The organism is Chitinophagales bacterium (assembly GCA_019694975.1).
Classification (GTDB): Bacteria; Bacteroidota; Bacteroidia; order Chitinophagales; family UBA10324; genus JACCZZ01.
Map to the genome: position 1 here is coordinate 69,268 of JAIBAY010000002.1, position 13,166 is coordinate 82,433.

At 44.8% G+C, this 13,166-nt stretch carries 10 protein-coding genes; 8 read left to right on the forward strand and 2 right to left on the reverse strand.

Annotated features, from left to right (window positions below; all coding sequences use genetic code 11):
- Positions 1-3: 3 nt before the first annotated feature.
- Positions 4-1,098: a DUF2911 domain-containing protein gene (locus K1X61_03555; GenBank protein ID MBX7107705.1), complete on the reverse strand. Its 1,095-nt coding sequence runs from the start codon at positions 1,096-1,098 to the stop codon at positions 4-6.
- A gap of 286 nt (positions 1,099-1,384) precedes the next feature.
- On the opposite strand from K1X61_03555, the gene ettA reads away from it, so the two are divergent.
- The 6 genes from ettA (at position 1,385) to K1X61_03585 (ending at position 8,249) form a co-directional block, all read left to right on the forward strand.
- Positions 1,385-3,064 (forward strand): energy-dependent translational throttle protein EttA, encoded by a 1,680-nt coding sequence (ettA, locus tag K1X61_03560; protein MBX7107706.1) that lies wholly within the window; start codon positions 1,385-1,387, stop codon positions 3,062-3,064.
- 88 nt (positions 3,065-3,152) lie between these two features.
- On the forward strand, positions 3,153-3,728 hold the full coding sequence (locus K1X61_03565; protein MBX7107707.1) for a hypothetical protein: 576 nt from the start codon (positions 3,153-3,155) through the stop codon (positions 3,726-3,728).
- 135 nt (positions 3,729-3,863) lie between these two features.
- Positions 3,864-5,831: a T9SS type A sorting domain-containing protein gene (locus tag K1X61_03570; GenBank protein MBX7107708.1), complete on the forward strand. Its 1,968-nt coding sequence runs from the start codon at positions 3,864-3,866 to the stop codon at positions 5,829-5,831.
- A gap of 326 nt (positions 5,832-6,157) precedes the next feature.
- A complete protein-coding gene (locus K1X61_03575) occupies positions 6,158-7,003 on the forward strand; it encodes a dienelactone hydrolase family protein (protein MBX7107709.1) in 846 nt (281 codons plus the stop codon).
- 133 nt (positions 7,004-7,136) lie between these two features.
- A complete protein-coding gene (locus K1X61_03580; GenBank protein MBX7107710.1) occupies positions 7,137-7,619 on the forward strand; it encodes a TlpA family protein disulfide reductase in 483 nt (160 codons plus the stop codon).
- Between the two features lie 18 nt (positions 7,620-7,637).
- Positions 7,638-8,249, forward strand: a complete 612-nt coding sequence (locus K1X61_03585; protein MBX7107711.1) for a thioredoxin family protein — start codon at positions 7,638-7,640, stop codon at positions 8,247-8,249.
- 131 nt (positions 8,250-8,380) lie between these two features.
- Here K1X61_03585 and clpB read toward each other — a convergent pair whose 3' ends face one another.
- Entirely contained in the window at positions 8,381-11,005 is a 2,625-nt protein-coding gene (gene clpB, locus K1X61_03590) for an ATP-dependent chaperone ClpB (GenBank protein MBX7107712.1), read from the reverse strand.
- Between the two features lie 279 nt (positions 11,006-11,284).
- Between clpB and queG the strand changes: the two genes are divergently transcribed.
- Positions 11,285-12,220 (forward strand): tRNA epoxyqueuosine(34) reductase QueG, encoded by a 936-nt coding sequence (gene queG, locus K1X61_03595; GenBank protein MBX7107713.1) that lies wholly within the window; start codon positions 11,285-11,287, stop codon positions 12,218-12,220.
- A gap of 60 nt (positions 12,221-12,280) precedes the next feature.
- Entirely contained in the window at positions 12,281-13,162 is an 882-nt protein-coding gene (locus K1X61_03600) for a T9SS type A sorting domain-containing protein (protein MBX7107714.1), read from the forward strand.
- Positions 13,163-13,166: the final 4 nt, after the last annotated feature.

A 13,166-nucleotide genomic window follows, 5' to 3' on the forward strand; every position in this document is an offset into this window, starting at 1 on the left:
TTTTCAGTTGATATCCTTGCCCTGCTCTAACTTCGCCACTGCCTGCTTCATGTTTTCTTTGTTTTGCGGATCAGGCGCTTTCTCATAGGCAACTTTCGCATACTTCAACGCTGCTTTATAATTGCCCATAGCTGAGTATCCGCGTGCCAGTCCGACATTGATAACCCATTCGTTTGGATTTTTCTTGGCATTCAGCTCAAATACCTTCATGGCATCTTCCTTTTTGCCGGCTGTAAGCAACTGGCGTCCATAAAAATGTATCTCCAGCGCTGTAGCCGTCGGGTGATTGATTGCTTTCTGCATGGTAGCCTTCGACTCATCCTCTCTTCCCAGTGCAGATAACAACTGCGACCTTGTAGAAAGTGTGGTAAAATTTTCCTGCCCAATAAAAGGCAGGTTAATGGCATTGTCAGACCAGGTCAATGCTTCATCGAGATTCGTACGATTGGTAAGGCAATACTGTGCCGCATCATTCCAACCTTCCCATTTAAACCCGGCGGAATTTTGCAATTGACGCCGCATATTATCTACATACAGTTGTGTCATGCCGGGAACTTTAATCGTAAAGGGAATCATTTTTTGTTCCCATATCAAAGCGCAGGTGGCCTGGTCGGTGCCGCGATCTGTAAATTCATAAGTAAGCCATTCGGTAAAAGGCGCATCCAGCGGATTGGTGGTAACACGCAATGCATCCTGTGACGGCTCATAAAAAAAACTTCCCCATGCTGTTGCTGTTTTAGAAAAAATCAGCGTCCAGGGACCTTCCCTTTCTGCAACAATAAAAAAGCCGTATGTGCCTGCTTTCAGCGGTTTATCCTGTATCAAAACATCATGCGAAAATGAAATGGTGGTATTCTCATTAGCGCCTGCCCGCCACGGTGCCGCCTTGCTGCTTCCAAAGCCAAGATCATTGAAACCGTATGGAACAAGTTCGCCCCATATCTTGCCTTTACGATCTTCGCCGGCCGGGCCTGTCACATTCGGGCTGTTGTAGGTGACCGTCACCGATACCAGCGAGCCGATATATTGGGTAACGATACAACGGTTGTTTTCACCGCTCGGAGGTTGGGTGATTACCTGCGCATGTGCCTGCTGCATGCAGCCGCATATTAAAAGTGGCAGTAACCATTTCACGGTAGTAACTGAAATTTTCATGGTCATGAATTTTGTTCGCTCCAAACATAACTAATCACACTAAGCAATTGCGAGGTTTTAGTTGCATCGGTCATTTTCATCGACAAGTGGTTCTGTAGCATCGATATATGGTTGACGAGGCATACGCAATACACCGGACAACAATGCTGATCTGCTGCAACAATCTTCAGGCTCCGTTTCCACCTTACCTGCTTTAATCATACCTTTGCGCAAAAATTTAAGGTAGTCTATGGCAGATAATAAGATTATTTTTTCCATGCAGGGCGTCGGCAAAATCATCCCGCCGAATAACAAGGAAATATTGAAAAACATTTACTTGTCCTTTTACTATGGCGCAAAGATTGGCATCATCGGTTCCAATGGAAGCGGCAAATCAACGCTGCTGAAAATCATCGCCGGCATTGATAAAGAATACCAGGGAAAAATTCAGTTTGAAAAGGAATATTCCATCGGTATGCTTGAACAGGAACCTCACCTGGATCAATCCAAAACCGTGATTGAAATTGTAAGAGAAGGTGTGAAACCGGTGATGGACCTTATTAAAGAGTTTGAAGAAATCAGCAATAAATTCTCCGAGCCCATGACCGATGAAGCCATGGAAAAGCTTACCAACCGCATGGGCGAAGTGCAGGAGAAGATTGATGCAGTGGATGGCTGGGAAATTGATTCAAAACTCGAAAGAGCGCTGGATGCCCTGAACTGCCCGGAAGGCGATTCACCGGCAAAAAATCTCTCCGGCGGTGAGCTAAGGAGAGTGGCACTGTGCAGGCTGCTGCTGCAACAGCCTGATATCCTGTTGCTGGATGAGCCGACCAACCACCTTGATGCGGAATCAATCCTGTGGCTTGAACAATACCTGCAGGAATACAAAGGCACCGTGATAGCCGTGACGCACGATCGTTATTTCCTCGATAATGTGGCCGGCTGGATTTTGGAGCTCGATCGCGGAGAAGGGATACCCTGGAAAGGCAATTACTCATCCTGGCTGGATCAAAAACAAATCCGGCTGGCGCAGGAAGAAAAAACAGAATCAAAACGCCAGAAAACGCTGCAACGGGAATTGGAATGGGTACGCATGGGACAAAAAGCACGGCAGGCCAAGTCGAAAGCCCGTATTCAGAATTATGAGAAAATGGCCAGCGAAGAAACAAAACAGAAAGAGGAAAAGCTGGAGCTCTTTATTCCGCCCGGACCCCGTCTTGGCGCCCAGGTGATTGAAGCTAAAGACCTGATGAAAGCATTTGGAGATAAAGAATTGTTTGAGCATTTGAATTTCAGTTTGCCCCAGGGTGGAATCGTTGGGATAATTGGTCCGAATGGTGCGGGCAAAACAACGTTGTTCCGCATGATATTAGGTTTGGAAGCGCCTGATCAGGGCGAAATAAAAATCGGCGAAACCGTTAAGATTTCCTACGTTGATCAGCATCATACAAAAATTGATCAGAGCAAGACTGTTTTTGAAGTGATCAGCGGAGGCACTGACTGGATAGAAATCGGTAAATACAAAGTGCTGTCGCGCGCTTACGTCGGCAAGTTTAATTTCCAGGGTAACGATCAGCAGAAAAAAGTAGAGGTGCTTTCCGGAGGAGAGAGAAATCGCCTGCACCTTGCCCTCACTTTACGGGAAGAAGCAAACGTGCTATTACTGGATGAGCCAACCAATGATCTTGACGTGAATACTTTGCGCTCACTGGAAGAAGCGTTGGAAAACTTCGCCGGCTGCGCTGTAATCATTTCCCATGACCGTTGGTTCCTTGACAGGGTTTGTACGCACATCCTGGCATTTGAAGGTGATGGAAATGTTTATTGGTTTGAAGGAAGCTTCTCTGATTATGAAGAAAATAAGAAAAAGAGGTTGGGCGATGTTCAGCCACATCGATTCCGGTATAAAAAACTGGTGGCCAACTGAAGCTGACGCACCAGATGCTCTGACATTGGCCGTTTAATCACAACAACGATGCTGTAACAAAGCAGGTATCTGCATCCGTCATAGGCACATGACAGGAAAATGCAAATGGAGTCTGCGATTGCTGTTAGGCGGCTGCCTCCTGATGACAAGCACGTTTTGTGCCATGGCACAGGAAAAGATACTTGTTTTCCGAAATATATTTGACGGGAAAACAGTGGTACTCAAAGCCGGTGACCGCGTTCGACTTCGTTTTACGGTGCAGGATACCATGAATGCACCTTTTGATGTTGCGGTGAATGACATCACCGTTGAAGGTACCATAGAATCCATCACCAATAAGTCCGTTAACCTATCTGCCAGGAATAAATATTTTGACCGTGCGTCGCTCACGGTGCCACACAATGGGATTGAATCATTCAGAAAATACAAAGCGCTTCGGCCAATCATGAAAGCCGGCACCACGGTGCTGGCATCAGCAGTGGCAATGCTTGCTACATTGCAGATTTCTGAAAGCGGCGAAGTGCTTAGCTGGCAAAACGCCGGTCTGGCTATAGCAGCAGGAAGCGCTATGCTTTTCAGCCGTGAAATATTTTCTGACCGCATGAAGTACTATGCAGTAGAAGGCTGGCGCCCGGAAGTGATGATTGCACCACATAGGCATTGAAGAATTCCCAACAACCGGCAGGACTTAAATAATCGCTTGGCACCTGTTAGGAGTTGCACTCCGGGTAAAGCGTATATAACCCTGCCGCCTGATAGCTGCCGGATTTTTTTCCTAATTTTCACGTCATCTCAATGAATGAAACCTCACTTAACTTTCAGTAGCATTGTTTGTTCCCTGTCCTTGCTGATGGCTGTAAGCGTTACAGCACAGCCAATATTTGATCCTGCTTACCTCGAAAAAATAATTGAACGTGAGCAACTCGCCGGGAAACAGATGGTGGCATTTCGTGAATCAACCGCTACAGACAATTATCAGCTTAGCTATCTGAAAGCTTATTGGGAAATTGATCCGGCCATTTATTTTATCAGGGGGGCCATCACTTACTTTTTTCAACCGGTAAATGTCTCTCTGAATGTTATAACGTTTGATCTTTCTGATTCTTTAACCTTCAGTTATTTTGTTTTTCATGGCGACACCTCCATGAATTTCTCACGGCCTGGCAATAACACTATTGAACTGCATCTGCCATCTGATATCGCTGCAGGCATCACTGATTCAGTAACATTGTATTATGAAGGAGAACCTGTTGCAACGGGTTTCGGAAGTTTCACCCGGGAAACGCACAACGACATTCCGATCATCTGGACTCTCTCTGAACCTTATGGAGCAAGTGACTGGTTCCCTTGTAAAAACAGCCTCGCAGATAAAATCGACTCCACCGACATTTTTATAAAGACGCCGGCCATTAATCATGCAGGCAGCGCTGGTAAACTGATTGCTGAAACACTGCTGGACAACAATGCATCTAAATTAATTCACTGGCGGCATCGCTATCCTGTTGCCACTTATCTTATTGGCATTGCCGTAACAGATTATGCCGTCATTCAGCAGCATGTTTTGCTGAACAGCGGCAAAGAGGTTCCCGTATTGCAGTATGTATATCCGGAAGATTCGGCAGCTTATATGAATGATACAAGCCTCATTGGGAAGTTCATAATTCTATATTCCGATCTCTTCGGAGATTATCCCTTCGCGGATGAAAAATACGGCCATGCACAATGGAGCTGGGGCGGCGGTGAAGAACATCAGACAATGAGCTTCGTATATAATCCGGGCTTTTTTGAGCTGGTCGCCCATGAACTTGCCCATCAGTGGTTTGGTGACAAAATAACCTGCGGAAGCTGGAAGGATATATGGCTGAACGAAGGATTTGCCACCTATCTGTCGGGCTTATGCTATGAACATATTGCTCCCGAATACTGGCGTCCATTTCTCGACACACAGCAAGGGAGAGCTTTTAAGGATTCAACCGGCGCGGTCTTTTGTGAAGATACTACCAATGTCGGGCGCATCTTCAGTGGTTCCCTTTCCTATGCAAAAGGAGCATATCTGCTGCACATGCTAAGGTGGAAACTCGGTGATGAATTTTTTTTTCAGGCTGTTGAATCCTACATCAATGATGTATCACTCTGCTTTGGCTTTGCACGCACTGCTGACCTCAAGCAACACCTGGAAGCAGCAAGCGGACAGGAACTTACCGGATTTTTTAACGACTGGTTTTTTGGAAAAGGCTATCCCACCTATTCTGTGAAGTGGGCAAATCTCACCGACGGAACCTGCAATATAGTTTTGCATCAGACACAAAATAATCCCGCTGTCAGCTTCTTTGAAATGCCGGTGCCTCTCCTGCTCAAAGGCGAAGGGCAAGATACCACCATTATCATTCAGCAAAATGAGAACGACCTGACCTACCATACCGGCCCGCTTTCATTTACACCTGACAGCCTTTTTATAGATCCTGATCTGTGGCTTCTCGCGAAAAAAAAACCTGCAATCTATGATGCCTCGCTGGCTGACATTATTGATGTTTTTCCAAATCCGGCGGGCAATGCAGTGTCTGTATCATTTCATGGTAAGGAAGATGCAATTGTCCGTATTGTCATCTATGACCTTTCCGGAAAAAGGCTGAAAGAAATACCGTCTGCCGGCAGTGGTGCATATTCGCCCTTGTGGATGGACATAACTAATCTTTCCGCCGGATGCTATCTTATCGAAGTTATCACAGGAAAAAGCAAGTATACAGTATCGCTTATCAAGCAGTAATCCGTTGCTAACGTTTTATTCATTCATTACTGCATGAAGTCAGGCTTTAATGACATAGTCATACGAAGATTATACAATAACACAATGCTTTGCCGGCAACAGACGGTATGCATCATGCAAACAATTTAAAATACCATTAATTCATTCTGCCGAACAAAAAGCCAGGTTGTTTGTTAATTAATTCTTTTCATTTCAACTAACGTCTGCTTGCCGAACATGTTTGCCTTCCGGCAGATAAATTTCAATAACAGCAGATTCACCGATGCAATAATGAATTTGTCATATGCCACCTTCCATGTACCTTTAACCAACAAATGATGAATAATATGAACAAACTGATTCTTCTGCCAATGACATTGATGATACTTACTTCCACCACGATGGCACAGCAACAAAAATCCTGCTGCCAGGCACCTTCCTCAACAGTTGCCTTCGCTTCCTTCGCCGGGCAAACTGCATTTACCGGTGCGCATGAATCACCACTGCCGTTAACATATGCCGGGCAGGGAAGCATGATTACCTACAACACACCGGATGGAAAAACAGGCAGTGCCTACCTTGTGCCCGCTGCGGGCAAATCCAACAAATACCTGTTTGTGTTCCAGGAATGGTGGGGGCTGAATGATTACATCAAAAGACAGGCTGACATCTATGCTGATTCATTGAAAGATGTAAACGTTTTGGCTATTGACCTCTATGATGGCAAGGTGACTTCAAATCCTGAAGAAGCAGGCAAACTGATGCAATCAGTGAATGATACCCGTCTCCGGAATATTATCACCGGCGCCTTTGCTTACGCGGGGAAAGGTGCAAATGTGGGAACCGTTGGATGGTGCTTCGGAGGCGGATGGTCGATGCAGGCCGCATTGATGGGTGGAAAACAGACGAAAGCATGCATCATGTATTATGGTATGCCGGAAACGGATGTGGCCAAACTAAAAAACCTGAACAGTGATGTGATTTTCATGTTTGCAAAAAAAGATCAGTGGATCAATGAAGACGTCAAATCAGCCTTTATTAAAAACATGCAGACGGCGGGAAAGAAACTGACGGTAAAGGAATACGATGCTGATCACGCTTTTGCAAACCCTTCAAATCCGCATTACAACAAGGAGTTTGCTGATGATGCTCAGCAAACTGCTATCCGCTATCTGAAAGCTGCGCTGAAGTAGTTGATGCAATTCAGCATAGAACTCTATTATTTAATCGCTGTTGAAAGGCATTCTGTTAGGAAGAAATATAAGTTGGTCGAATTTTTGTCAGTGGCTGCGCTTCCTGCTGAAATTAATCCCGAATTTCGAAACCATGATGAGGACACTGTTCATTTCATTTATGATGACTTGCGGAATATCGTCTGTGTATGCTCAGGAGCTTAATATTGTAAATTATGAAGAATTAGAAAACATACTGGCCGCTTCACCCGGGAAGGCGAAACTTGTTAATTTTTGGGCTACATGGTGTAAGCCGTGCGTGGAAGAACTTCCCTATTTTAATGCATTACAGAAGGAGGCAGATGATAAATCGCCGGAATTTATTTTCGTTTCGCTGGACTTTATGTCTCAGACTCCAAAGGTGAAAGACTTGATAAAAAGACTCTCGCTGAACGGAACGCAGTTGCAACTGAATCAACCCGGCGGTGAATGGATCGATCAATTTGACAGCAATTGGTCTGGCGCTATTCCATACACCATCTTACTTCTGCCCGGCGGTGAAAAAATTGAGCATTACGATGCTTTTGACTCAGTGGAAGAATTGAAATCATTCTTAAATAAAAATATTGTTAATTAAACTCCTTAAAAGATGAATATGAAAAAATCAGTGCAAATTTTAGCAGTAGCTCTTGTAGCTATTACATTCCTCACTTCGGCAGCTACTAATGGATATAAAGTGGGTGATACTGTTAAAGACTTCAGTCTTAAAAATGTTGATGGCAAAATGATGTCGCTGAAGGATAACACCAATGCGAAGGGAGCTATTGTCATCTTTACCTGCAATCATTGCCCTTATGCCAAAGCGTATGAACAACGTGTGATGAATCTGGACAAAATGTACCGCAGCAAGGGATTTCCGGTAATCGCCATCAATCCGAACGATCCTGTTGCCGTACCGGATGATTCTTATGACAACATGGTAAAGAATGCACGGCAGAAAGGATATACTTTTCCCTACCTGTTTGATGAGACACAGCAGGTCGCCCGTCAGTTTGGTGCAGCACGCACCCCACATGTTTATGTATTGAACAAGACCGACAAAGGATATGAAGTTGCTTACATTGGCGCCATTGATGACAATACCGAAGATGCCGGTGCCGTGCAACATAAATACGTGGAAGATGCCGTGAATGCACTGCTGAACGGAAAAACTATTCCTGTAACTGAAACCAAAGCGGTTGGTTGTACCATCAAGTGGAAATCATAAGCAGCTGATGTGCTACAAAAAGAGCATCTGAAAAATCGGATGCTCTTTTTTTTGCAATGGCTGCAGTGAAAAATCCGGAAACTAAAATGCTGATTGCCGGATATTGGAATGCAAATAACTCAGCTACTGTCTTATCCCGCAACTACAGCATTTGCCGCTTCCGCATTTTTAAAAACAAGCAGTCCATTTCTGTCTTTCGTTACTATGATCGCGCTGTCACTGCTGACTGTACCACTCAGTATCTTCTTTGATAGTTCATTCACTATCTCTTTTTGAATCACCCTCTTAAGTGGCCTTGCCCCAAATTGAGGATCAAATCCCTCATAAGCCAGTTGCTCCACCACCTCCTCGGTAAACCCGATGGATACATTGTTCTTCATCAGCATCTTTTCCAGTGCAGCCAACTGCAAACGGACGATCTCCGTAATCTCATCGCGCATCAGCGGCGTAAATAAGATGATGTCATCGATCCTGTTCAGGAATTCGGGGCGCACCGATTTTTTCAGCAGATTCATCACCTCAATCTTTGTTGTTTCCATGATACCCTGCTTGTTTCGCTCATTCACCTTTTCAAAATTCTCCTGTATTACCTGCGACCCGAAATTGGAAGTCATGATGATGATGGTATTTTTGAAATTAACCACCCTGCCTTTGTTATCCGTCAGCCTTCCGTCATCCAGCACCTGCAACAGGATGTTAAATACATCCGGATGTGCTTTTTCAAACTCATCCAGCAATATCACTGAATAAGGTTTCCGGCGCACGGCTTCGGTAAGCTGTCCGCCTTCATCATAACCTACATAACCCGGAGGAGCGCCAATGAGTCTTGATACAGCATGCCTTTCCTGGTATTCACTCATATCAATCCGTGTCATTGCATTATCATCGTTGAACAACACTTCCGCCAGTGCTTTGGCCAGTTCCGTTTTTCCGACACCGGTGGTACCGAGGAAAATAAATGATCCAATCGGCCGCTTTGGATCTTGCAGCCCTGCCCTGCTTCTTCTGATTGCATCACTTACAGCAACGATGGCTTCTTCCTGTCCTACAACACGCAAGTGCAGCTCCTCTTCGAGGTGCAGCAACTTCTCTTTCTCTGATTGCAACATGCGCGACACAGGCACCCCCGTCCACTTAGAAACGATTTCCGCTATGTCTTCCCCATCCACTTCTTCCTTCAGCATGCGGCTGCCTTTATTGATCTCCGCCAGCTTTTGTTCGAATACTTTCAGTTGTTGTTCGGCATCCCTGATCTTGCCATATCGCAATTCCGCTACCTTGCCATAATCACCGCTTCGCTCTGCCTGTTCTGCCTGTAACTTAAATTCTTCTATCGCCTGCTTTGTTTCCTGCACATCATTGGCAATATCTTTCTCCGATTGCCATTTTGCCTTCAGCTGATTGCGCTCTTCGGTAAGGTTGGCGATTTCCCGGTTCAATTCATCCAGTTTCTTTTTATCGTTTTCCCGCTTGATCGCTTCCCTTTCAATTTCCAACTGACGTATCTTTCTTTCAATCTCGTCCAGTTCCTCAGGTACCGAATCCATCTGCAGCCGCAGCTTGGCAGCCGCTTCATCAATCAGGTCAATTGCCTTGTCAGGAAGAAAACGATCGGAGATATACCGGTGGGACAACTCCACGGCGGCGATGATCGCTTCATCCTTGATACGCACTTTATGATGTGTTTCATACCGTTCTTTCAATCCGCGTAAAATGGACACGGCATCTTCTTCACCCGGTTCATCAATCATCACTTTCTGGAAACGGCGCTCCAGTGCTTTATCTTTCTCAAAGAATTTCTGGTATTCGTTCAAGGTAGTTGCTCCAATCGTTCGCAACTCGCCACGGGCCAATGCCGGCTTGAGAATATTTGCCGCATCCATGGCACCTTCTGTGGCACCGGCACCAACAAGGGTATGGATCTCATCAATGAATAAAATAACCTGTCCATCGCTTTCCGTTACTTCCTTGATTACCGCTTTCAGCCGCTCTTCAAATTCACCACGGAATTTTGCACCTGCCAGCAATGCACCGGTATCCAGTGCGAAGATGCTTTTCGATTTCAGGTTTTCCGGAATATCACCATTCACAATCCGGTGTGCAATGCCTTCGGCAATAGCTGTTTTACCGACGCCCGGCTCTCCTACCAGTATTGGGTTGTTCTTTGTTCTTCTGGAAAGAATATGCAGCACGCGCCTGATTTCTTCATCACGCCCTATCACGGGATCCAGTTTGCCGGATTGGGCAAGTGAATTCAGGTTCTTGGCATACTTATTCAGCGCATTGTAGGTTGATTCAGCGCTTTGATCGGTCACCTTTCTGCCTTTACGCAATTCGGCAATCGCCAGCTTTAAATCCTTTTCGCTCAGTCCCGCATCTTTTAACAATTTAGAGGTATCGTCTTTACCAGCCAGCAAAGCAAGCAGAAGATGTTCAACAGCCACAAATTCATCTTTATATTCTTTCATGAAGCTCTGCGCCTTCAGCAATACCTGGTTGCCATCATTGGAAAGATACTGACCGCTGCCACCACTCACTTTAGGATACTTATTGATTTGTTCGTCGAGACGCGACGCAAGATGACTGCTGTTAACGCCTAATTTCTTCAGGAGGAAATCAACCACGTTCTCATCAACAAGCAGCAGGCCCTTTAACAGGTGACCTGTTTCAATAAACTGATGCTGATGTGAAAAGGCAAGTTCCTGCGCCTTTTGAATTGCTTCCTGCGACTTAATCGTCAGATTATTTGGGTTCATTTTTCAAAAAATTTCAGCAAGTGCCCGTCAAATACGTTGCCATGAGGTATTATTCATACATCAATCGGCAATTTTGGCGGTGATTTTTAATTTAAATAGACTTTATGTCTATGTTATAAACAGGATGATGTAGTACAATGGCTCTCACATAAACAGACTTATCCAGCCTTCAGAAAATTGCCGGCATACATCAACCGCAGCAAAAAAATTACTGTCGATCATTACTTACTTTCGCGGGAACCTTGCTGAAAATAATTCCCTTCATTAAGTTAGCCGGCCTTGAATATCACGCAACGTACCACACTGATCAGGAATGAGGCTGCACGCCTCGGCTTTGATTATTGCGGTATCTCCAAAGCAGAAAAACTCGACGATGATGCACGAAGGCTGGAGAACTGGCTGAACAAGGGAATGCATGGCAAGATGAAATACATGGAAAATCATTTTGACATGCGGGTGGATCCCTGCAAACTGGTTCCCGGCGCAAAATCAGTAATCTCTTTGCTGTATAACTATTACAATGATGATACACATCTGAACAAAACGATTCCAAAAATTTCCATGTATGCTTTAGGTAAAGATTATCACGGTGTAATCAAAGCAAAATTGCATGAGCTGTTGCACAACATAATTGCGCAGGCTGGCAGTATAAATGCCCGTGTTTTTGTGGATTCAGGGCCGGTACTGGAACGAACGTGGGCAGCGAGAAGCGGCCTGGGCTGGATTGGTAAGAATGGTAACCTGATCAATAAAAGCCATGGTTCCTTTTATTTTCTAGCCGAAATAATTCTTGATCTTGACCTGCTACCGGATGCTCCAATTCGTGATTATTGCGGCACCTGCACGAAATGCATTGATGCATGCCCAACGGATGCCATCAGGGAGAACAAAGTGGTAGATGGCAGTAAATGTATTTCCTATTTCACGATTGAATTGCGTGAGGCGATTCCCCTTGAAATGAAAGGGAAATTTGAGGATTGGATGTTCGGTTGTGATATTTGCCAGGATAGCTGCCCATGGAATCGATTTGCTGCGCCGCATCATGAAAACCAGTTTCTTCCTTCTCCGTCGCTGCTGTCGATGAAAAAAAATGACTGGGTCGAGCTCACGGAAGAAATTTATCGCAAACTATTCCGCGATTCAGCAGTCAGCCGCCCAAAATTTGAAGGACTGCGCAGAAACATATCATTTCTGGAGGAAGAAGGTTTCCATTAATTTTGAAATATTTAAAACAGGGTTGGTAATACTGGAGGTCATTTGAATGGAAAGAAAAATATGAAGACATACATTCTACTCTTTGTAATCCTGCTTACAGGCTTCCTGCCACATCGCAGCAAAGGGCAAAATTCCATGCTGGTTATAGAAGCAGATTCAACAATAGACTGTAAGGTGTTTGAACCAATCCTCAATATTACGGACCTGTTAAATCATCCGGCAGGAAAAAACTTCGCCAATTTTGATTTTACCAATGACAATGTGGCTGACCTCGAATTCAGTGTCGATGCCTATATCGCACCGATGTCAATCAGCAACGGCACGGCCAATGCCTATTCCTTTCACAACAACCTTGAGTTTGCATGTGACACCTATTATTATGCATGGCCTGACACTTTTGCTATCGGAGATACGCTTCAGCAAGCAAGCAAAGAAATTGCCTGGACCTCACGGCTGCAATGGCCGGATTATCCTTTTAATCTGCGATATGTAATAACCGGCAATGGAGGTAACGGTGGTACAGGTTTATGGCAAGACACTGGTTTTCACTACCTGGCCTTTCGTTTCATTGCGCCAACGGATACATTGTATGGCTACTTCAAAATGTCAGTAGATGTTTCAGCCGGCAGCAGCCGCATTTCTGTTGCATCACTTTGCTTTCAGGGCAACTTTAAATACCTTTCTGGTGTAGAGGATCTGCAAGAATCAACAACAGATTTTATACTATCTCCAAATCCGGCTTATACTTCATTTTTAATCAGCTTTGCGCAAAAAGGAAATTATACGGCACGCATACAGAATGTATTTGGCGACATGCTTAAAGTGTTTCAGTTTTCCAATACATACACTGCAGATATTTCAGATCTGCCGGACGGAATTTATTATGTAACGCTTGAGAGAGCGGGTAAAAAACTTTCTGCCGCGAAATTAATAAAGCAGTAAGAGC

Excerpts from the sequence above, each read along its gene's own strand:
- K1X61_03600 (MBX7107714.1), top strand. The coding sequence starts at position 12,281 with ATGAAGACATACATTCTACTCTTTGTAATCCTGCTTACAGGCTTCCTG.
- K1X61_03555 (MBX7107705.1), bottom strand. The coding sequence starts at position 1,098 with ATGCAGCAGGCACATGCGCAGGTAATCACCCAACCTCCGAGCGGTGAA.
- ettA (MBX7107706.1), top strand. The coding sequence starts at position 1,385 with ATGGCAGATAATAAGATTATTTTTTCCATGCAGGGCGTCGGCAAAATC.
- K1X61_03585 (MBX7107711.1), top strand. The coding sequence starts at position 7,638 with ATGAAAAAATCAGTGCAAATTTTAGCAGTAGCTCTTGTAGCTATTACA.
- K1X61_03580 (MBX7107710.1), top strand. The coding sequence starts at position 7,137 with ATGATGAGGACACTGTTCATTTCATTTATGATGACTTGCGGAATATCG.
- K1X61_03575 (MBX7107709.1), top strand. The coding sequence starts at position 6,158 with ATGAACAAACTGATTCTTCTGCCAATGACATTGATGATACTTACTTCC.
- clpB (MBX7107712.1), bottom strand. The coding sequence starts at position 11,005 with ATGAACCCAAATAATCTGACGATTAAGTCGCAGGAAGCAATTCAAAAG.
- K1X61_03565 (MBX7107707.1), top strand. The coding sequence starts at position 3,153 with ATGACAGGAAAATGCAAATGGAGTCTGCGATTGCTGTTAGGCGGCTGC.
- K1X61_03570 (MBX7107708.1), top strand. The coding sequence starts at position 3,864 with ATGAAACCTCACTTAACTTTCAGTAGCATTGTTTGTTCCCTGTCCTTG.